Genomic DNA, 20,193 nt, shown 5'->3' with positions numbered 1-20,193 from the left:
CGAAACGTATTGGCATTGCTCCCGCTTGACACAGTACTAGATTCAACTAACTGGCACTTTCTGTTCCCATACTGCATTTGCATAGAGCGAGGTATCAAAATCTGGTGCAACGTTGTCGCTGGTAATACGGGCTTCATGCAGCGCCCAATCAGCAAAGAACAAGTCATCGCTAATACGTCCTACCACTGCTGGTACGTCGCGTCGAATGCTGGGTATGTCACCAATTGGCAGTCCAAAACTGACGAAGCCAGATGGGTTGAAAACATGGATATCCTTCAAGTAAGGTGCGCTACCGGGGACTTTCTCTTGGTATTCATGGGCGCTACCAAGGTAAGGATAAACACTTAATTCTTCGTCGCGCTGATTGGCTGGTGGTTCGTAGCGATCGCTCCACTGGGCAATATGATCGGCAAAGTCGGCAAGTTCAGGCCGCGCCGCCGGATCAACGAAGTAGCCAGTACCAGCGATCGCAAAATCGAACTCGAAAACATCGTCGTTCACCTGCGCGACGATGCGGCCGTCTTGTTCCTGGGCTGATCTCCAGGTTGCGGATAGGTGCAGGTGGAAGTTCGGGAATGCGATCGCCCGTTCAATTGCGTCGGTTGGTGGTGTGGAGCCGAACTGACGATAACGCCAAGCCTGGAACCAGCGATCGGCATCAGGTATTTGGTAATAGCTGTTGTAAGCACCAGGATAACCACGCACGCGAATTACCGGCAGTGATGCGATCTCTGACCGTCGTGAGAACAAGTGTACTGCTTTGGCTCCCGATTCCAGGGCTACCCCAGCAGCATCGAAGGCCGACGCCGCAGCCCCCAGCACCGCTACAGTTTTGCCTCGCAGTGCATTGAAGTCGATGGCATCGGCGGTATGTGCGGATAAAATGCGTGGTAAAGCAGTTAACACTGATGGCACGTATGGACCACCAGCACCGACAAAACCATTGCCCAGAATAATTTTGCGGGTAGTTTCCACCTGGGGGATACCGTTCACTTCTAGATGCAGGCGAAAGAAACCTTCAGCAGGTTCAATCCGTACCAGCTTCGTTTGGTAACGCACTGGAATTTCTAGAAACTGCCGATACCAATTGAGGTATTCAACCCACAGCAAGCGAGGAATGCGGTCAATCGCCGCGTAAGCCTCAGCACCATATCGCGCCTCATACCAAGCCTGAAATGACAACCCCTGAATACCCAGTTCCGGTCCTGGCAGATTCTTGGGCGTGCGTAGCTTGTTCATCCGCGCCCGATTTAGCCATACACCAGCATGGGCTTCATCTTCGGCCTCATCGATAATTGTCACCCGGCCGATACCAGCTCGTCGCAGTGCAAAGGCAAAGGTAATACCTGTACCACTACCACCAACTATCGTCACATTATGGTCAACATCAGCATGGTCGGGTACCCAGTCATCAGGATAGGGGCCAAGTAGGCGTAACGCCTCACGCGCACCAAAATTAGGGTCAGTTGTTGTTGTCATGTCAATCTTCTCGGGTAAAAGGCTATGCGTATATCCTTTGTTGCTGAGGAATGAGATGGAGAGGAGCAAGGAAGTTATTCCCTGATCTCCTCTTAATCTTTTACGCCGTTACCAAACTCTTATCGGCTTGTGGAGATTCGATGTTAGCTACCTTAGATTCAACCGCCGTACCCTTGAAGAAGTCGGGATTAGCTTGAGTATAAAACTTGTAAGGATTATTGAATACATAAGCCTTAAAGTCCGCTTCCGAAATTACACCTTCTTGCACCAAATCCCAGCTTTCCGCTAGTGGGTCGGTCAAATCTGGCACATCCCAGTGACCAACATCTGAGGAATAAATGGCGTTGATTTTCACACCCAAGGGATTGGCTTTGTCGTTGAATGCAGCTGCTATGGTGCGATCGTCGGACTCGGAACCAAAGAAGAAACTGTTTACCCAGCGATCGCGGATATCTTCAATTGTTTCAATGCCGGCGGCGGCAAAATCTTCTAGTTCGCTACCAACGGGTGAGCGGCTATGACGGTTGAAGGAAGAACCCAAGACACTTTTTGTCAGTTCTTCTTTGCTCAGGGAATGTCCTTGAGTAATTTCGCCGCCGAAGCGCTCAAATAACTCGAACAACTCATCAGAATTTGTCAGTTCTGGGTTGTAGTTTTGCAGTCCTTTAAGATTGCGCTTAGAGAAACGATCTACTAAATGAATGTAGACGTGAGCGCCCCAATCTGCACCACCTTCAAGCATACCTACGCGCAACTGTGGGAAACGTTTGGTAACACCACCAAAAAACAGTGCTTTGGCAAATGCTTGCGAGCCATCGCCGAAGTGACCGATATGGTTGTTCATGTAGTTACTGATCGAGGAGCGTCCAGTCCAACCCTGACTGCCGTAATGGGTCGTAACGGGTACACCTAATTCAACAGCCTTCGCCCAGAATGGATCGTAGTCGTATTCACTATCTAATCCGTAAAAGTCAATGTAAGAGGCATACTTGGCGATTTCAGGGTATTGATCTGCTGGATATTTATCAGCGATCGCCTTAATTGGCCGTTTCACACCACCAGGAATATTTGCCACTTTCAGTCCCAGTGTTTTCACTGCAAACTCTAGCTCCTCAACCGCTTCTTGAGGATTACCCATCGGGATACCAGCTACAGGTGTGAGGCGATCGCTATATTTCCGGTACAAGTCAGCATGATAGTGATTGACCGCCCGTTGCAGTGCTTGACGGTTCTCTTTACTTGCTCCAGCTGGTGCCAAAACATTATTCGGAAATAGTACCGAATAATCTGACCCCTGCTCCCCTTGACGCTCATAGAACAGTTCAGGAAGAGTGTAAGTAGCGAGATCCAAAGTATTCCGGGTTACTCTAGCCCACCAAGGCGATCGAATTGTGCGGTTGTATTGGCGTTCTTCTGGAGTTTGTTGATACCAGTCTTTACCATTACTCTTGGAATTGAGACGAGAATCTTCCGCCTTGCGTAATTCATCTACGAGTTTCGAGCCACCGTATTTAGCAATGTAATCCTCAAGCGCCGGAGTGAAATCATTGGTATGAACATCAGTGTCAATTATCGGATAATTGAGGTTTGCTTTGATGGCGGCGGAACGGGAAGTTTTTAATCTGCTATATTCAGTCATGTTTTTTTCCTTGAATAAATGACAGAACTAGTGCTGATAAATGAGTTATGTTAGCGATAGCGGGGCGTTTAGCCCGTGCTGAGTACAACGACGCATTTGAAGTGCTACTTGGTAATTTATTGGATTGAAAGCCCAATAAAACCCGGAAATTTCTAGGCGACTTCTCGCATCTAGATAACTCAGCAAAGACAATTACTACAACGGAAAGAACCCATAACGCACTGGCTCACCAAAGGAGTGTCTACAGCACTCCCAACTCACTACTCTTTTGATCAGGACTTACGCTTGTTGTTTGTAGTAAGGACTTTAGTCCTGATTTTGTTCAAGTAGCGTCTGCAAGAGAAGACTTTAGTCCTCTCTTCGAGACGCTACGCGAACACTACGAACTCAAAAGAATATGCGGCGTTGCGTAAGCCCTATTTATTTACGCCAACACCAATCTCTCATCCACTTGTTTAGCGGCAAATTGATTACCCGGACGACGCAGCCCCAGGTTTTCCCTCAAGGTAGTACCTTCGTATTCAGTACGGAACAGTCCGCGTTTCTGGAGGATGGGAACAACTAGGTTAACGAAGTCATCTAACCCTGTAGGCAGGATTGGTGGCATGATATTAAAACCATCTGCTGCACCATTGTTGAACCATTCCTCTAACTGGTCGGCAATGCTTTCGGGAGTACCAAGGATAGTACGATGACCTCTGGCGGTAGCAAGAGCCAGATATAACTGACGCAGCGTCAGAGTGCCACGAGTAGCTAAATCCTTGACTAATTTCAGACGACTTTTATTATTATTGGTATCACTGGGTAGTTCGGGAGTTACATCATCTAAAGAATATTTCGACAGATCCACACCTTTGTAATAGTTCTTTAAAATACCCCAAGCTACATCAGGATGAATCAGCGATTGCAGAAATTCGTATTTCTCTTGGGCTTCTTCTTCAGTCCGGCCAATGATTGGGAAAGCCCCAGGCATGATTTTTAGATCGTCTGAAGAGCGTCCATATTTCGCCAACCTACCTTTGACATCAGCGTAAAATTCCTGAGCATCGGCTAGAGTTTGATTGGCAGTGAAAATCACCTCAGCAGTACGCGCAGCTAAATCCCGTCCAGCTTCCGATGCTCCAGCCTGCACAATCACCGGATAACCTTGAGGTGGACGACCAACGTTCAAGGGGCCTTTGACAGAAAAATGTTTACCCTTGTGGTTGAGTATATGTAGTTTATTCGAGTCAAAATAGATACCAGATTCTCTGTCACGGATGAAAGCATCGTCTTCCCAGCTATCCCAGAGTCCTTTGACGACTTCTACAAACTCTTCCGCACGTTCATAACGTTGGCTATGTTCCGGGTGATGCTCAAGACCGAAATTAAGTGCGGCATTTTCGTTACCCGTGGTGACTACATTCCACCCCGCCCGGCCTTTACTCAAGTGATCCAATGAGGCAAACTTACGTGCCAGGGTGTAAGGTTCTTCATAGGTAGTCGAGGCGGTGGAAATGAAGCCAATGTTTTGAGTTACAGAGGACAAGGCGGAAAAAAGTGTCACTGGCTCGAAATGGACAAGTTTACCGTTGCGTCTCTGGGTTTCGGCATCGCCACCCCAAACTCCTGGGCTGTCCGCCAAAAAAACTGCATCGAACAAGCCACGTTCGGCGGTTTGGGTAATTTCTTTGTAATGCTCGAAATTAAAACCCGCATCTATTTGTGCATCTGGATGTCGCCAAGCAGAAACATGATGTCCAGTGGCTTGAATAAATGCTCCTAAACGAAACTTACGTGTTTTGCTCATCTACTTTTCTCTTTTTTGGATAGCTAGTACCGTAAGGCGGAAGTCGTCTTGAAAAGTTTGCTCAACGGGGGGAACCCCCCCACGCAACTTTTCGCAAAAATCAAAATGAATACAAGTTAATGCTTCCAAACTACTTGGATTGTTGCTGTGAGTTCTTCTGTAAAGTGACCAGAAGGCTCAACTGCTAGTAATGCTTCTTTGATATCTGCTTCAAATTCTTCGGCTTTGTCGCCATAGAAAATTTTCAGAGAAAAGGCTGTAGTGTATAAGTAGCCAAGATAGCTAGAGACTGTCCAAGATTTTTCAAATGGCACTTCATATAATTCTTGGCGAGCAAATTTTGAATTGGCAATTACGACTTCGTGGGGCGGATCAACTGGTTTACGAATGCCTTGTCCTCGTTGTCCAGTTCGTCGCTCCTCACCTAACCATTTTTTCACTACTTTTATGGCAGCTTGTTTCCAGGGTAAAGAACTTATCCAAGGATTATCACCTGTATTGAGCAATGCTACAGCTCCATCATCTGCCAGCAATTCATAAAGGCGTTCAAGTACGAGTTCGCGTTCCATCCAGTGAAAGGCTCTGCCAATGGTAGCTAGTTTAAATGTTCCCAAACTAGGGTTAATCAGTTCTGCTCCTTGTTCTAGCCAAGTGATATTATTTGCTCTTACGGCTGCTGCTTGACGTTGCGCTTCCTTGAGCATATCTGGATCGGGATCAATAGCAACTACTTCTTGAAATTTGGTGCTAAGGGGAATGGCAATTAAACCTGGACCAGTACCCAAATCAAGAAGTCTTCCTTGACCATTGAGATTAAATATTTCAGTTAGTTTTTCAAATACAGCAGCCGAGTATTTAGTTCTGTATTGAGCGTAGACTTCAGCTGCACCCTCAAATAATGTTGGGTCGTAGGTAGAAAGTGTTTTCAGTTGGGTCATAAGTTGGTTTTTTGGTGAATCAATCTCTACTTGAGTACTAGGGATTAGGCATTGGGAAAATTATTCTGAATATTTCCCTAGTCTCTACCGGTAGGACAAATTTAGAAATCAGGAATTGTAGTACAAGGATGCCGATGTTCTTACCAAGTTTGTTTGAACCACTTAGAACATTGATACGGCGTTTCACTACTACTTGCATCAGGTACACGATTAATCTTTGCCTGATCAATATTTTTCTGTAGCTCTGGCTAAGTAGTGAGTCGGTAAATGAAACGCTGTAGTTTATTTCTTGTAAACTACAATAACTTGATTGATTTATCGTAGTTTAATCATGTAACAAAGCTTTACACATTTACGCGGAAAATGCAAGTTAATTTCCGAATTTGGTATACAGGTATGGAAGTATAAGAAATATAGAGGTTGATGAAATGTGATTATTTCGTTGGTTTAATTTGCCTCCCCACTTTCGGACTACGCAAGTAAGTTCAAAAAGCAAAGCAAATTACTATACTATCTTCAGTAGTAACTTGTGTTGCCCACTACAACTATCTTCGTGAATAAGTGCAAAAATTATAGTGTACTTATACCTTTGTTAATCAGTTAGCTGATGCTGATAATGACGCAACTATCATTAATGGTGCGCTTACCTTTGGTTTTCCAGACTTGTTTAAAGAAGGCAATATCGGTGGGATCATCGTTGGTGTACCAACCTAAAGTTACTAGTAATAATTATCGCCCCACACCCGGAGCCGCCTTTTGAGAAGATCCAGATACTTCTGTACATTTAGAGGCTTTCTATACCTTCCGAGTGAATGACAATATTCGGTGCATCCCAAGTTGTTGAACATAATGATGCCAACGATCCGATTTGGGTGGGTTCTCACCGCACTACCTTTACTTTCTAGTCAGCAACTCACAACAAAATCCCATAGCCAAAGCTGAAAAAGGAATATTCCCCACTCCCTATTCTGGGGAGTTGCTTTTTACTTAATTTCGTGTAAGATGTTTTTAATCTACGGTAATTCACTCGATCTATAGTAGTTTGAAGAATAAATACCCGAACGACAAGCTAATTTTTTGGGTTTATCCTCCATTTCCATTACTTTCTGCCCCTGTCTCGGTCAAACATACATAACACCAAACCTATTCAGTCCTATTGACGAAATAGCCGTTAATGAGAACTTCATAAAACAACTAATTGGTAGCTTATGACTATTACTCTCAAAAAGACCAAAAGCGGCAAAAAAGCCTTAGAAGTATTATACAACAACAAATACGCTGATAACATCATCCCTTGGATAGTACCTTTTATAGTGCTACTAATTTGGGAAATTGCTTCCAGAACTGGTTTGCTTTCCACCAGAATTCTTCCAGCACCAAGTAGTGTAGTTTTTACGGCATTTAGGTTAGCCTCAACTGGAGAGCTTTTCCGACACATGGGAATCAGTGCCGCACGCGCTATATCTGGTTTTATCGTTGGCGGCGGAATTGGCTTTATTTTGGGAATACTCACTGGGCTTTCTCGCATTGCAGAACAATTGTTAGATAGTTCCTTGCAAATGCTGCGTACTATTCCTAACTTGGCATTAATTCCCCTAGTAATTTTATGGTTTGGAATTGGTGATCAAGCGAGATTATTTCTAGTTTCTATAGGTGTCTTTTTCCCAATTTACCTTAATACCTATCATGGAATTCGGAGTGTAGATCCTCAACTTATTGAAATGGGCAGAGTTTATGGCTTAAAAACATCGCAGCTTTTGTGGCAAATTGTTTTCCCAGGAGCTTTGTCTTCAATTTTGATTGGTGTCCGCTTTTCCTTGGGTATTATGTGGCTATCCTTAATTGTAGCCGAACAAATTGCCGCAGATTCCGGCATTGGCTATATGGCAATGAACGCCCGTGAGTTTATGCAAACAGACGTTGTAGTGTTAAGTATTGTCATTTATGCACTGTTAGGTAAACTAGCAAATTCCATCGCCAATGCTCTAGAAAACAAATTTTTATCATGGAATCCCAATTACACATCGGCTGGGTAAAAGCTCAGGTAAAAAGTTAAACAATTGTTTAACTTTTTAGGTTGATTAATTCATTGTAAAAACTCCAAGTTGTCAATACCTTAATAACTCGAAAATATCTAAAAAAAGGAAAGATCCAGATGGTTTCAAATATACAAGGTTCACAACTAAATATTTTAGGTTTAAGCAAAGTTTTTGGAAATAAAACTGTCTTAAGCTCATTAAATCTAGAAGTAGCAGCAGGAGAATTTATTGCTCTTGTGGGGCGTAGTGGTTGCGGTAAAAGTACCTTATTGCGCCTAGTGTCTGGATTAGATAAACCCACTACAGGCGGCATATTATTAGATGGAGAACCACTACGTAAGCTTAGTCATTCTGTAAGAGTGATGTTTCAAGACCCCCGGTTACTACCTTGGAAAAGTGTGATAGATAATGTGGGTCTGGGTTTGCAAGAAAATTGGTATGCAAAAGCTGCGCGGGTATTAGAACAAGTCGGACTCAAAGATAGAGCTGATGAATGGCCGTATGTACTATCTGGAGGACAACGACAACGGGTAGCATTGGCCAGAGCCTTGGCTAGTCAACCACATCTATTACTACTTGATGAGCCTTTAGGAGCATTGGATGCGTTAACTCGCTTAGAAATGCAACATTTAATCGAAGATTTGTGGCAACAGAGAGGCTTTACGGCGTTTTTAGTCACCCATGATGTAGAAGAAGCTGTGGCCCTGGCAGACAGAGTGATAGTAATTGAAGAGGGACGGGTTGCGTTAGATTTACCTGTAAAATTGTCGCGTCCACGAGACAGAGCTAGTGAAGTATTTGTAAATATCAGAGAAGCAGTACTAGAACAAGTTATGAATAATCAAGGCACTCACGCACATCAATTATTGCAAATGAGTCATTAATACTCTAGCTTTAAGTGGATATCTCATCTAGTCAAAAAGACAGATATTCACTTAGGTTTTTTGTGCCATGACTGTAGACATACTTTTTCGGATCTTGCATTTGCGGCTTATCTATGTGAATATTCTATCAGCAAAATACGGTAAATTGCCCAATTTCTCGTAGTATTGATATTGCTTGTATTTAAATGTACGTATGTTCAATAAGTATTTACCACACCGACTGATGAAGATTGTCAGCAGCTTTCTTCAGAATTATGAAATATCCAGAATTGGCATATTTGCCTTATTCTTTACCTGTGGGTTAAGTTTGACTCTTGTAATATCTGCGTGTTCTGCCAACAATACAGGTAACTCTGTAGCAACACAGACAGCAACTCAAGGTGTGGTAGTTCGTATTGGCTATCAAAAAGCGGCGACTATTCTCAGTGCTCTCAAAAACCGAGGTAATTTAGCGCAAACTTTAACGACTGCTGGTGCTTCGGTGAAATGGGCAGAATTTCCCGCAGGTCCACCTATGCTAGAAGCAATGAACGCAGGTAGTATCGACTTTGGCTATACAGGTGAATCACCACCAATATTTGCCCAAGCCGGAGGTACTCCCTTGCTTTATGTTGCTTATGATCCTTGGAGTCCCAAAGCTGAAGCAATTATTGTATCGAAAGATTCACCAATTAAAACGGTTGCTGACCTGAAAGGGAAAAAATTAGCCTTTGCTAAAGGCTCGAACGCTAACTATCTTGTTGTCAAAGCTGTAGAAGCTGCTGGATTAAACTATAGTGACATTAAACCAGCACATCTAACACCAGCAGATGCCCGTGCAGCATTTACTGGTGGCAAGGTTGATGCTTGGGCAATTTGGGACCCCTACCTAGCAGCAGTTGAACACGACAAAGATGTAAGGATTTTAACAGATGCGACAAATTTAGCACCGAATCGGGGTTACTATCTTGCGCGTCAAGAGTTTGTTAATTCTCACCCAGATTTGTTGAAAACCCTGTTAGATGAAGTCAGTAAAGTAAACGAATGGGCAACAAACAATCCAGAAGAAGTTGCCAAGTTTTTAGAACCAGAATTAGGTATTCCCGCAGCCGCATTAGAAATTGCTGAAAAACGACGAAAGTATGGCGTTTTACCGCTAACAGATGAAGTAATCGCCCAACAACAAAACATTGCCGATACTTTTCACAAAATCAAGCTAGTTCCTAAGCAAATCCAAGTCAAAGATATCGTTTGGAACGGTAATAAATCTTAGAAGTTCCTCCTCACTCCCGTTCGGCTACGCTCACGGCAAGCCTACTGGGTACGCTCACGGTAAGCCTACTCCCTACTCCCAAAAGCTTATGGACATCAACACCCAACAAATAAAAACTGATGTACTTGTCATTGGTGGCGGTACAGCCGGAACAATGGCTGGAATTAAAGCCAAACAAGCGAATCCCGATGCAGAGGTGCTGATTTTAGAAAAGGCTAACATCCGACGGAGTGGTGCGATCGCAATGGGTATGGATGGAGTGAATACCGCAGTCATTCCCGGCCATTCTACACCAGAACAATACGTGCGCGAAATCACCCTTGCTAATGATGGCATTGTTAACCAAAAAGCCGTTTATCAAACAGGCAAATTAGGTTATGAGGTAATCCAAGAATTAGAAAGCTGGGGTGTGAAATTTCAAAAAGATGCCCAAGGCAACTATGACTTAAAACAAGTGCATCGTGTGGGTAAATATGTCTTACCCATGCCAGAAGGTAAAGACCTCAAAACAATTCTTACCCGCCAAGTTAAACGCCACAAAGTCAAAGTGACAAATCGCGTCATGGCAACGCGGGTGTTAGTCAAAGCAGGACGTGCAATTGGTGCAGTAGGATTTGATGTCAGAAACGGTGATTATATTGTCATTCAAGCGAAAGCCGTTATCTTATGTACAGGTGCTTGTGGCAGATTAGGATTACCTGCTTCTGGCTATCTCTACGGCACTTATGAAAATCCTACCAATGCTGGAGATGGCTATTCAATGGCTTATCATGCCGGAGCAGAACTCAGTAATATTGAATGCTTTCAAGTTAATCCTTTAATCAAAGATTATAATGGTCCCGCCTGTGCTTATGTCGCCGGGCCTTTTGGCGCTCATACTGCTAACGCCGAAGGAAATCGCTTCATTAGTTGTGACTATTGGAGTGGTCAAATGATGTTGGAAATCTGGAAAGAATTAAATTCTGGTAAGGGGCCAGTCCAACTTAAAATGACCCATCTTGATGAAGATACAATCGCTGAAATCGAATCCATATTGTGGGCGAATGAACGACCGAGTAGAGAACGTTTTCATCAAGGTAGAAATGAAGATTACCGCACTCACGGCGTAGAGATGCACATTTCCGAAATTGGCTTATGTAGCGGTCATAGTGCTTCTGGTGTGTGGGTGAATGAAAATGCTCAAACAACCATTCCAGGTTTATATGCGGCTGGAGACATGGCCAGCGTTCCCCATAATTACATGATTGGGGCATTTGTTTTTGGTCGCATAGCCGGAACTCATGCCATTGAATATATCCAAGATTTAGATTTTATCGAACCAGATACGGATTTTTTAGAAGCTGAAAAAGCTAGAATATATGCTCCGCTAACACGTCCCAATGGTGTACCTCACACCCAGGTAGAATACAAATTAAGACGCTTAGTTAATGATTATCTGCAACCACCAAAATCAGGCAACAAAATCGAGATTGGTTTAAAACATTTTCTTCAATATCAACAAACATTAGATATAATGGGCGCTCGTGACCCTCATGAATTGATGCGTAGTCTAGAAGTTCATTTTATTCGTGACTGTGCAGAAATGGCAGCCAGAGCATCATTGTATCGTCAAGAAACTCGCTGGGGTCTTTATCATTACCGCTTAGATTATCCAGAAAAGAATGATGATGAATGGTTTTGTCATGTCAATTTAAAGAAAGATGAATTAGAGCAAATGGTATTGTTTAAGCGTCCTGTAGATCCTTACATTGTGGAAGTAGATACAGTCAAAGAATTATACAATGTAGCTGTGAGTTAAGATACTCAAGATGAATTCTAAACAAGCCTTTACAGTAATTGAGTCATTTAACCGTTCAAAATACGGAGATCCACAACAAGGAGATGATTTTCTTGTTGTCAATCAAAATTTTGTAGCTGTCTTAGATGGTGCTACTGATATATCTGGCGCTCGCTATAACGGTATTTCTTCTGGCAGATTGCTTCCGCGCGCGTAATTCAGAAAATCAAAGTCAATTATCAAGTGAGGGATTCTTGGTAAATTCAGACAAAATTATTTCTCGTTATTGGATTGATGTGTAAAATCATAACTTGAGGATAACGTAAAAAATGAGTTATGGCGCGATAATTTTTGACCTCGATAATACACTGTTGAATTTTGAGCTATGTGAACGCCAAGCTATTCTTGGAGCGCTGGAAGCTTGTGGAATTTCTTTAGACTTACATGGAATAAATGAAACTAGTTTTCTTCAAGTATATGAAACTTATAATTCCAAGCATTGGAGACAGCGAGAAACTTTTTCTCCTGGTGAGTTGATAGAGATGTCTTACCGAAGTACACTTGCTCAATTAGATATACAAACAGATCAAATCAGCAATCTTAGTAAAAATTTCTGGGATATTTTTAATCATTCTGCTGTAATAGAACCTGATGTAAATAAAGTACTAGCTGCTCTCGCAGGTAGTTATCGTTTGGCTGTCATCACTAACGGTTTTGTATCAGCACAAATACCGAGAATGCAAGCTGCGGGAATCGAGCATTTTTTTGAGGAAGTTGTCGTTTCTGAAGCAATTGGTTTTGCTAAACCATCTCCTGAAATATTTCATCATACGTTATCTAGATTAGATTTAACGCCAGCACAAGTACTTTACGTAGGAGATTCTCTCACTCATGACTATGCAGGAGCAATGCAAGTCAATATTGATTTTTGCTATTACAACCGAAAAAACCAAGTTTTACCACAAGAAGTGCAACCAAAATTTCTAATAAACGAACTCTTAAAATTGCTAGAATTGCTTAGTTAACAGATTTTTGATTTATTGATTTAGAACTTAAATATTTTTTTAATCTTATTTTTAGGAATTTTATAATAAATATGTCTATTTATAATTCAATTGGTCAACAATATTCAAAAACTCGCGTTCCTGATATCCGTATTGTCAATAAATTAATTGATTTACTCAATTTACCCAAAGGTAGCATTATGGCTGATATTGGCGCTGGTACTGGTGGTTACAGTCTAGCGCTAGCTAATAAAGGATTTCTTGTTAATGCTGTTGAACCTTCTGTAGTTATGCAAAAACAAGCAGTAGAACATCAGCAAATTAAGTGGTTTACTGGCTATGCAGAAAATTTACCTCTACCAGATAAGTCTGTTGATGCTGTTGTAAGTATCTTGGCAATTCATCACTTTTATCATCTCGAAAAAGCTTTTCAGGAAATGCACAGAATAATTAGAGATGGGGCAATAATTTTGTTAACTTTTGATATTAGATTATCTCAGAAGATATGGCTTTATGATTATTTTCCGTTTTTGTGGGAAGATGCGTTACGATTTTTACCACTTAACCAACAGGTTAATTTAATTCAGAGTAATACTAAAAGGCGTGTTGAAGCCATACCCCTTTTGTTACCATACGATTTATCTGATTTATTCGCAGCAGCAGGCTGGAGACGACCAGGGTTATATCTTCAACCAGAAGTGCGTGCAGGAATATCATCTTTTGCATTAGCAAATCAAGATTTAATTGAGCAAGGAGTAAAGTTACTTGCAGCAGATTTAAGTAGTGGAGAATGGAGCAAAAAATATGGTGATATTCATAATTTGACAGAGATTGATATAGGCTATTGTTTTATCCGTGCAACGCTGGATAACTAAATAATTGTAATTTAAAATTAAATTAAATTATGACAAATAAAGTTAGTGTAGGTGAGAAAATTAAAATTAGACAAGCTGAGATTAAAGATGTAGAGAGAATTGCTAGTCTTTGCGAACAACTTGAATATTCTGTGACAAATCAACAAATAGAGCAGCGCCTTACTAAAATTAAAAATAACGATGCTCATATTGTGTATGTTGCCACTGGAGAAGATGAATATGTAATTGGTTGGGCGCACGCTCATATTTGTGACTCAATAGTTATTCCGACTCCAGCGATTATTTTGGGATTAGTTGTAGATAAAGATTATCGTCATAGTGGAATTGGACGTTTTTTGATGCAGCAAATTGAACACTGGGCTTCTCTGGCTGAATGTGATAGTGTTTTATTACGTTCTAATATTAAACGCAAAGAAGCTCACTTGTTTTATGAGAAAATTGGCTATACCAATATCAAAGAATCATTTACTTTTCATAAAAAATTGCTTTAGTGAAAAATATGCAGTTAATTAATACATTTACCACTCACCGTTTGCTTGCTGATCGTCTGCAATTTAAACATTTGAATGAACTTCATCGTATGCATCAAGACCCGCAAGTTATGGCAACTTTGGGCGGTATTCGTTCTGATGAAGAAACACGGCTTTTTATTCTAAATAATTTGAATCATTGGCAGCGTTATGGATTCGGATTATGGGTATTTCGAGACAAAATTAACAATCAGTTTGTTGGCCGTGCTGGTCTTCGGAATACTGATGTAGAAGGTAACGATGAAGTAGAATTAGCTTACGCTCTAATAGCTAAATTCTGGGCTAAAGGGTTAGCGACAGAGATGGGTGAGGAAATATTGAAAATTGGTTTTGAACTACTGAAGTTTCCAGAGATAGTTTGCTTTACTTTAACGACTAACAAAGCGTCACAAAGAGTTATGGAAAAGTTGGGGTTTCAATATGAGCGTGAGATTATCCACGCAAGTTTACCCCATTTATTTTACCGCTTAAAAGTTTAAGTACAAAATAATCGTTTTATGGCTTTAATAAATCAAAGAATAGATGTTCCTGTGATCGTTGTACTAAATTCCCTTTTTGTTGCTGCGATCGCTCTCTCCTGTAGGTTGGGTGGAACGTAGTGGAACCCAACACATGATATCGGGAAAACAGAAAATATTTATATTATAATAATCTCTAAAGTTTTTGATAAAATTAATGCTAAACCTATTTTATATATTTAATGACTCGCTAAGATTAATATCGCTTGATGTTGGGTTACGGCGCAATATAAATTGTTCATTTTGTCGCCAAGATAGTAACTTGCGCCTCCACCCAACCTACAATAACTACGAATAGTTGCGATAGTGCGATCGCTATCTCCTGTAGGTTGGGTGGAACGTAGTGGAACCCAACACATGATATCGGTAAAACAAAAAATATTTATATTATAATAATCTCTAAAGTTTTTGATAAAATTAATGATAAACCTATTTTATATATTTAATGACTCGCTAAGATTAATATCGCTTGATGTTGGGTTACGGCGCAATATAAATTGTTCATTTTGTCGCCAAGATAGTAACTTGCGCCTCCACCCAACCTACAATAACTACGAATAGATTATTCATTTCCTACATCTTCGGGAAATTCTATCTCTATTCCTGAACCCCAATCTATATCGTAAATTCCTTTGTTTACATACAAAATGAAACTTGAATAATTCCAATCTTTAGGTGCTTTAACATATCCATGCTTGACCGGATTATAATGAATATAATCAACATGATGAATGAAATCAATTTCGTCTTTAATTTGATGTTCCCAAAATCTGCGTTGCCAAATAGCTTTTTCACCTTTCTTTCGACGTGATACAGAGATTTTTCCTTGATATTGAATATCACAATGATGGGTAAAATAATTTTTTATTAATCGCCAACGATCCGAAAAATCACTATCCCCTAGTGCTAACGTCCAAATACAGTGTATGTGGTTTGGTAATATGACAATGGCATCTACAATAAATGGAGATTTGCTCATTACTTCTCTGAATGCTTGTCTTAATAGCTGAATATTCTCTGTATTACAAAGAAATTCCCGGCGGTTATGAGTAACAACGGTAAAGAAAAATGTACCTCCTTCTATCTTGGCTCTGCGATATTCCATAATGCCTATAAACAACCTACAATCGTGAGATAATTCATGCAAGCTTACCCCATTTATTTTACCGTTTAGCAGTTTCAGTACAAAATCATGGAGTTATTTTATGGCTTTAATCAATCAGAGAATAGATGTTCCTGTCATCGTTGATGAATCGAAATGTCTAGAAAAATGCACAGCTTGTATTGAAGTTTGTCCCTTGGATGTATTGGCAAAAAATCCAGAAACAGGCAAAGCTTACATGAAATATGATGAGTGTTGGTTTTGTCTGCCTTGTGAAAAAGAATGTCCAACCAATGCAATTACAGTACAAATTCCCTTTTTGTTACGTTAACTATCTGTGATAAAAATTAATGAATGATGACCTCAAGCATTGGCTAGAAATGTTGCGATCGCATGATATAGATGACCGGATAGTAGCTGTGAAAACCTTACAGCATCTAGGCGATGAAGAAACAATCGATGCTTTAATCATCGCTTTAAAAGATGAAAATACTACGGTTCAAAAAATAGCGATCGCTGCCATTTGGGAAATTGCCAATCCTGTTGCAATCCCGGCTTTAATTGAATGCCTCAGTTCAACAGATGCAGATATTCGCACTGAAGCCGCATCAGCATTAAACGAGTTAATCACACAAGAGGAATTATTACTTTTACTAGATAAACTACAAAGTAATGATGTAAATCTTCAATTAAATATTTTAGTGCTTTTGCGGAAAATACATGACATTCAATTTTTACCCGACATTTTACCATTTTTAGAATCAAAAAATCCTGAGTTAAGAGAAGCAGCCGTTACGACACTGCGATATATCAATCAACTCGAAAAATGTCCACAAGCTTTAAATTTAATCTTTGATCAAGAGGCAAGTGTACGTCGTGCTACTGCTTTAACTTTAGAACATTTACAAGATGCAGAGGTGATTACAATACTTTGTCAAGCACTCACAAATGATAGTGACTGGCAAGTTCGCCGGAATGCAGCTAAATCTCTGGCTATTCATGCAAATAATCAAGCAATTTCAGCGTTAGAAATAGCTTTAAATGATCAACATTGGCAAGTGCGGAAATCAGCAGCACAAGCTTTGCAAAAAATTCCAGATATTCAAGTTATGCCAAGATTAATTCAAGCATTAACAGATGAATATGCAGATGTCCGCAAAGAAGCCGCGATCGCACTTGGAAATTTAGCTCACCCCGACGTTATTAACCCCCTACAACAAGCCTTAGATGATCCTGACAAAGAAGTGTCCATCCAAGCGCAACGGGCAATTCAGAAGATTCAAACAGATAGAATAGTATCAAGGGAGCAGTAAATAAATAAGGGAAAGCGTAATGGACAATCCATTTCCTGGAATGAATCCGTATTTGGAACAGCCTGAACTTTGGCATCAAGTTCACAATCGTTTGATTGTAGCGATCGCTGATGACTAATATCTAACCAATAATTTCCCTTTTAATATCCAAAAGATATGACTACAGACCATCAGCAAGAAGTCATCCAACTACTCAAACAAATCATTGAACCTACCTTAAAAAATGACATCGTTAGTTTGGGAATGATCCGAAACTTACGCATAGTTGATGACTATATTTACTTACGGTTATATATTGGTTCTCATCAGCACCAATTACAGCCAGAAATTCAATCTAAATTATCATCTCTATCTTGGTGTAAAAAAACTTATATTCAAATTTGTACAATTCCCGGTGTTAAAACAACTCTTGGAGTTTCTAGTGGTAAAGGTGGTGTGGGCAAATCCACAACAGCCGTCAATATAGCCGCAGCTTTAAAATTACAAGGTGCAAAAGTAGGACTATTAGATGCTGATGTCTATGGCCCCAATGTTCCCCAAATGTTAGGTTTGGGACAAGCTGAGATTCAAGTGATTAATACTCCCACAGGTGATAAGTTTTTGCCCCTAGAAGCTCAGGGAATAAAACTAATGTCGGTGGGTTTACTTGCAGAAGCAAATCGTCCTTTGGCATGGCGAGGGCCTGTATTGCATAAAATTATTACGCAATTTTTGCAAGATGTGGAATGGGGTGAATTAGATTATTTATTGATAGATTTACCTCCCGGTACAGGTGATGCTCAAATTACAATTATCCAAGAAAGCCCAATTTGTGGAGTCATTTTAGTGACAACTCCTCAACAAGTGGCTGTTGCAGATGTACGACGTAATATATATATGTTTCGCCAAGTCAGTGTTCCTGTCCTTGGCATCATTGAAAATATGAGTTATTTAATTTGCGGTGATTGTGGTTCACGCACACCGATTTTTGGTAGTGGTGGCGGCGAACAACTGGCCGCAGAATTACAAGCGCCTCTGTTGGGACAAATTCCCATTGATCCCGGCATTTGTAGCGCTAGTGATACTGGAAATCCGATTGCGATAAGCGAGTATACTTCACCAGCAAAAGAGATTTTTACACAAATAGCTACTTCTTTAAATACTACTTTTACGTTACACAATCAAACTACGCAGCTTGACCAAGCTTAGTAGCTTCAGGAACTTCAATCAATTGCCATGTTTTGACCAAATAAGGCAAAAGTAAAAAGTGAGCCAGCGCGGTTTTAGGGGTTTCCACACCAGTTGCTTTAGTTTGATGCAGTTTCGTCGGAAAGAGCATTAATAATTTCTCTCAGGGGGCGATCGCGATCGCACTCTTCTGGTGTTTCCTTACCCAAAGATGTATCTTTCACCAAGCGGTAAACGTCGGCGGCTCCGTAAAAAATCCGCTCAGTCAGACCTAACTCTTGAAAGGTTTCAGCAATTTCTTCCATTTCTCCTATCCAACGATGTGCTTTTGGTGTCATGGATGGAATGGAACGGGTGAGAATCGCAGCAAGTTCTGGTTGGCTACTAGATACTTCCTCCCATAGTGGCTCATCCAAACCTAAACGATGGGCAGCAATCAGTAATTCTGTACTAATCGCCGTTAGTCCTTTGGTGAGGGCAGCGTAAGACATTTTTAACCCAGAAGCTTGACCAATTTCATCGCCAATCACTCGTATATCTAACCCATAATCCCGCAGTTGTTGGAATTCATCGGTCTGTTTTCCTGAAGCATAAATGCGTGTGCGGCCGGGAACTCTCGGCGGTGGGCCAATAATTGAAGCATCTACAAAAGTTGCCCCAGATGATTCAATCAGTTGGGCAATACGTTTTACTTTTTGGGGTGCAACTGCATTGCAATCAACGTAGAGAATTTGTTTCCTCACATTGGCTATAACCTCAGCTACTTGCTTTGCTGCTTCTGTTGCGGCGGCGGGGACTAGAACTGATAGCACTACATCAGATTCAATTACCAGTTGTGTGAGAGAACCTACATCTTGGATGTTACCTGCGGCGGCTAATTGCCGAGTTCTAGGACTGCGATCGTCTAGGGCGGCAATGGTTTTCAATCCATTTTGATTGAGAACGGCTGCGATCGCCTGTCCCATGTCACCCGGACTTAAAATACCAACAGTTTGGATTTGCATGGAAAGCTTGATTGTTACCTGTATTCAGCTTTTGACTAATACGCTGATTTTGGTGATTGAGTTATGAGATAAACTACGGTAAATTGATAGAGTTGCCGTAACTGCTCTAACTAGCAACTTACCATACATCATTCCCAGAAAGCAAGCTATTTAATAGTCAATGGTGCTTGGGGAGTGGGAACAGCTTTATTATTTAGTTGGTTTGGGAGGAGGCAAGTATTGCAGTGAAGGCAGTAATCAGACTAGGTAATCAAAATGATGCTCTACAAATGCTGGCAATTTATGCGCCAATTGTCTGGGAAACTGCAATTTCTTTTGAAGTAGAACCACCCAGTGAAACAGAGTTTCAACAGCGTATCAAGAGCTATCAACAGCAGATGCCTTGGCTAGTTTGCGAAATTAATCAAGAGGTTGTAGGCTACGCCTATGCTAGACCCTACCATACCCGTGCTGCTTACCAATGGTCTGTGGAATCCTCTGTGTACGTCAGTGCTAATTATCGCAGAAAAGGAATTGCTAAAGCTTTGTATACTTCTCTGTTGAAATTGCTGCGCCTCCAAGGATTTTATAACGTTGTTGCTGCGATCGCTTTACCCAATCAACCCAGTGTAGCTGTACATGAGGCTGTTGGTTTTTCACCTATGGGTGTCTTGCGTCGAGTTGGCTATAAATTTGGTCAGTGGCATGATATAGGTTTGTGGCAATTATCTTTACAACCAGAGTCATCTTTCTTGACTGATGGCGACATTACCACACAATCTGTAAATCCACCTGTTTCTCTAGCAGAAATACAAAAATCACCTCTTTGGAATGAAGCTTTAATGAGTGGATTGTTGCTACTTCGAGTTTAATTAATACAAATTTTCAAACGTTAAATATCACG

20 protein-coding genes and 1 pseudogene are annotated in these 20,193 nt (G+C 41.0%); 15 read left to right on the top strand and 6 right to left on the bottom strand.

The window, feature by feature from the left end:
• Positions 1–42: 42 nt before the first annotated feature.
• The 4 genes from HWQ38_RS02300 to HWQ38_RS02285 all read right to left on the bottom strand — a co-directional run bounded on the left by HWQ38_RS02300 (position 43) and on the right by HWQ38_RS02285 (position 5,845).
• Positions 43–1,479, bottom strand: coding sequence for an NAD(P)-binding domain-containing protein (locus HWQ38_RS02300; RefSeq protein WP_292789691.1), 1,437 nt, complete (start codon positions 1,477–1,479; stop codon positions 43–45).
• A gap of 100 nt (positions 1,480–1,579) precedes the next feature.
• A complete protein-coding gene (locus tag HWQ38_RS02295; protein WP_292789689.1) occupies positions 1,580–3,118 on the bottom strand; it encodes an amidohydrolase family protein in 1,539 nt (512 codons plus the stop codon).
• Between the two features lie 424 nt (positions 3,119–3,542).
• On the bottom strand, positions 3,543–4,907 hold the full coding sequence (locus HWQ38_RS02290; protein WP_292789688.1) for an LLM class flavin-dependent oxidoreductase: 1,365 nt from the start codon (positions 4,905–4,907) through the stop codon (positions 3,543–3,545).
• A gap of 116 nt (positions 4,908–5,023) precedes the next feature.
• Positions 5,024–5,845, bottom strand: coding sequence for a class I SAM-dependent methyltransferase (locus tag HWQ38_RS02285; RefSeq protein ID WP_292789687.1), 822 nt, complete (start codon positions 5,843–5,845; stop codon positions 5,024–5,026).
• A 616-nt stretch (positions 5,846–6,461) separates the two neighbouring features.
• On the opposite strand from HWQ38_RS02285, the gene HWQ38_RS02280 reads away from it, so the two are divergent.
• The 10 genes from HWQ38_RS02280 (at position 6,462) to HWQ38_RS02235 (ending at position 14,685) form a co-directional block, all read left to right on the top strand.
• Positions 6,462–6,605 carry a hypothetical protein gene (locus HWQ38_RS02280; protein WP_292789685.1) on the top strand — a complete coding sequence of 48 codons (144 nt, stop codon included), beginning with the start codon at positions 6,462–6,464 and terminating at the stop codon, positions 6,603–6,605.
• A 448-nt stretch (positions 6,606–7,053) separates the two neighbouring features.
• Positions 7,054–7,881, top strand: coding sequence for an ABC transporter permease subunit (locus HWQ38_RS02275; protein ID WP_292789683.1), 828 nt, complete (start codon positions 7,054–7,056; stop codon positions 7,879–7,881).
• A 119-nt stretch (positions 7,882–8,000) separates the two neighbouring features.
• A complete protein-coding gene (locus HWQ38_RS02270; protein ID WP_292789681.1) occupies positions 8,001–8,768 on the top strand; it encodes an ATP-binding cassette domain-containing protein in 768 nt (255 codons plus the stop codon).
• Between the two features lie 223 nt (positions 8,769–8,991).
• On the top strand, positions 8,992–10,020 hold the full coding sequence (locus tag HWQ38_RS02265) for a sulfonate ABC transporter substrate-binding protein (protein WP_292789679.1): 1,029 nt from the start codon (positions 8,992–8,994) through the stop codon (positions 10,018–10,020).
• A gap of 88 nt (positions 10,021–10,108) precedes the next feature.
• Positions 10,109–11,818, top strand: coding sequence for a fumarate reductase/succinate dehydrogenase flavoprotein subunit (locus HWQ38_RS02260; protein ID WP_292789678.1), 1,710 nt, complete (start codon positions 10,109–10,111; stop codon positions 11,816–11,818).
• 10 nt (positions 11,819–11,828) lie between these two features.
• Complete coding sequence (locus tag HWQ38_RS02255; RefSeq protein ID WP_292789676.1) at positions 11,829–12,014, top strand: hypothetical protein; 186 nt, start codon at positions 11,829–11,831, stop codon at positions 12,012–12,014.
• A 112-nt stretch (positions 12,015–12,126) separates the two neighbouring features.
• Positions 12,127–12,822, top strand: coding sequence for an HAD-IA family hydrolase (locus HWQ38_RS02250; RefSeq protein WP_292789674.1), 696 nt, complete (start codon positions 12,127–12,129; stop codon positions 12,820–12,822).
• 71 nt (positions 12,823–12,893) lie between these two features.
• Positions 12,894–13,676, top strand: coding sequence for a class I SAM-dependent methyltransferase (locus HWQ38_RS02245; protein WP_292789672.1), 783 nt, complete (start codon positions 12,894–12,896; stop codon positions 13,674–13,676).
• Between the two features lie 29 nt (positions 13,677–13,705).
• Positions 13,706–14,167 carry a GNAT family N-acetyltransferase gene (locus HWQ38_RS02240; protein ID WP_292789671.1) on the top strand — a complete coding sequence of 154 codons (462 nt, stop codon included), beginning with the start codon at positions 13,706–13,708 and terminating at the stop codon, positions 14,165–14,167.
• A gap of 8 nt (positions 14,168–14,175) precedes the next feature.
• Positions 14,176–14,685, top strand: coding sequence for a GNAT family N-acetyltransferase (locus HWQ38_RS02235; protein ID WP_292789669.1), 510 nt, complete (start codon positions 14,176–14,178; stop codon positions 14,683–14,685).
• A gap of 601 nt (positions 14,686–15,286) precedes the next feature.
• On the opposite strand, the gene HWQ38_RS02230 is transcribed toward HWQ38_RS02235, so the two are convergent.
• Positions 15,287–15,829: a transposase gene (locus HWQ38_RS02230; protein WP_292789668.1), complete on the bottom strand. Its 543-nt coding sequence runs from the start codon at positions 15,827–15,829 to the stop codon at positions 15,287–15,289.
• A gap of 100 nt (positions 15,830–15,929) precedes the next feature.
• Here HWQ38_RS02230 and HWQ38_RS02225 point away from each other — a divergent pair, with 100 nt between their 5' ends.
• From HWQ38_RS02225 to HWQ38_RS02210, 4 genes and pseudogenes are all read left to right on the top strand, one after another.
• Entirely contained in the window at positions 15,930–16,157 is a 228-nt protein-coding gene (locus HWQ38_RS02225; RefSeq protein WP_012408944.1) for a ferredoxin family protein, read from the top strand.
• A 19-nt stretch (positions 16,158–16,176) separates the two neighbouring features.
• A complete protein-coding gene (locus HWQ38_RS02220) occupies positions 16,177–17,139 on the top strand; it encodes a HEAT repeat domain-containing protein (RefSeq protein ID WP_292789667.1) in 963 nt (320 codons plus the stop codon).
• Positions 17,140–17,158: 19 nt separating this feature from the next.
• A pseudogene (locus HWQ38_RS02215) lies at positions 17,159–17,251 on the top strand (DUF4058 family protein); the annotation flags it as partial.
• 44 nt (positions 17,252–17,295) lie between these two features.
• Entirely contained in the window at positions 17,296–18,327 is a 1,032-nt protein-coding gene (locus HWQ38_RS02210; RefSeq protein ID WP_292789666.1) for an Mrp/NBP35 family ATP-binding protein, read from the top strand.
• 98 nt (positions 18,328–18,425) lie between these two features.
• Here HWQ38_RS02210 and HWQ38_RS02205 read toward each other — a convergent pair whose 3' ends face one another.
• Positions 18,426–19,310, bottom strand: coding sequence for an NAD(P)-dependent oxidoreductase (locus HWQ38_RS02205; RefSeq protein WP_292789665.1), 885 nt, complete (start codon positions 19,308–19,310; stop codon positions 18,426–18,428).
• Positions 19,311–19,534: 224 nt separating this feature from the next.
• Here HWQ38_RS02205 and HWQ38_RS02200 point away from each other — a divergent pair, with 224 nt between their 5' ends.
• Positions 19,535–20,161 (top strand): GNAT family N-acetyltransferase, encoded by a 627-nt coding sequence (locus HWQ38_RS02200; protein ID WP_292789663.1) that lies wholly within the window; start codon positions 19,535–19,537, stop codon positions 20,159–20,161.
• Positions 20,162–20,193: the final 32 nt, after the last annotated feature.

This window comes from Nostoc sp. NMS7 (assembly GCF_017115085.1).
Classification (GTDB): Bacteria; Cyanobacteriota; Cyanobacteriia; order Cyanobacteriales; family Nostocaceae; genus Nostoc.
Note: the sequence above shows the minus strand (reverse complement) of the source record. Positions and strands in the feature narration are given on the sequence as shown.

Coding starts and splice junctions, on each gene's coding strand:
- HWQ38_RS02230 (WP_292789668.1), bottom strand. CDS start 15,829: ATGGAATATCGCAGAGCCAAGATAGAAGGAGGTACATTTTTCTTTACC.
- HWQ38_RS02210 (WP_292789666.1), top strand. CDS start 17,296: ATGACTACAGACCATCAGCAAGAAGTCATCCAACTACTCAAACAAATC.
- HWQ38_RS02275 (WP_292789683.1), top strand. CDS start 7,054: ATGACTATTACTCTCAAAAAGACCAAAAGCGGCAAAAAAGCCTTAGAA.
- HWQ38_RS02295 (WP_292789689.1), bottom strand. CDS start 3,118: ATGACTGAATATAGCAGATTAAAAACTTCCCGTTCCGCCGCCATCAAA.
- HWQ38_RS02205 (WP_292789665.1), bottom strand. CDS start 19,310: ATGCAAATCCAAACTGTTGGTATTTTAAGTCCGGGTGACATGGGACAG.
- HWQ38_RS02225 (WP_012408944.1), top strand. CDS start 15,930: ATGGCTTTAATCAATCAGAGAATAGATGTTCCTGTCATCGTTGATGAA.
- HWQ38_RS02255 (WP_292789676.1), top strand. CDS start 11,829: ATGAATTCTAAACAAGCCTTTACAGTAATTGAGTCATTTAACCGTTCA.
- HWQ38_RS02270 (WP_292789681.1), top strand. CDS start 8,001: ATGGTTTCAAATATACAAGGTTCACAACTAAATATTTTAGGTTTAAGC.
- HWQ38_RS02220 (WP_292789667.1), top strand. CDS start 16,177: ATGAATGATGACCTCAAGCATTGGCTAGAAATGTTGCGATCGCATGAT.
- HWQ38_RS02300 (WP_292789691.1), bottom strand. CDS start 1,479: ATGACAACAACAACTGACCCTAATTTTGGTGCGCGTGAGGCGTTACGC.
- HWQ38_RS02285 (WP_292789687.1), bottom strand. CDS start 5,845: ATGACCCAACTGAAAACACTTTCTACCTACGACCCAACATTATTTGAG.
- HWQ38_RS02235 (WP_292789669.1), top strand. CDS start 14,176: ATGCAGTTAATTAATACATTTACCACTCACCGTTTGCTTGCTGATCGT.
- HWQ38_RS02245 (WP_292789672.1), top strand. CDS start 12,894: ATGTCTATTTATAATTCAATTGGTCAACAATATTCAAAAACTCGCGTT.
- HWQ38_RS02260 (WP_292789678.1), top strand. CDS start 10,109: ATGGACATCAACACCCAACAAATAAAAACTGATGTACTTGTCATTGGT.
- HWQ38_RS02265 (WP_292789679.1), top strand. CDS start 8,992: ATGAAGATTGTCAGCAGCTTTCTTCAGAATTATGAAATATCCAGAATT.
- HWQ38_RS02290 (WP_292789688.1), bottom strand. CDS start 4,907: ATGAGCAAAACACGTAAGTTTCGTTTAGGAGCATTTATTCAAGCCACT.
- HWQ38_RS02250 (WP_292789674.1), top strand. CDS start 12,127: ATGAGTTATGGCGCGATAATTTTTGACCTCGATAATACACTGTTGAAT.
- HWQ38_RS02240 (WP_292789671.1), top strand. CDS start 13,706: ATGACAAATAAAGTTAGTGTAGGTGAGAAAATTAAAATTAGACAAGCT.
- HWQ38_RS02280 (WP_292789685.1), top strand. CDS start 6,462: ATGACGCAACTATCATTAATGGTGCGCTTACCTTTGGTTTTCCAGACT.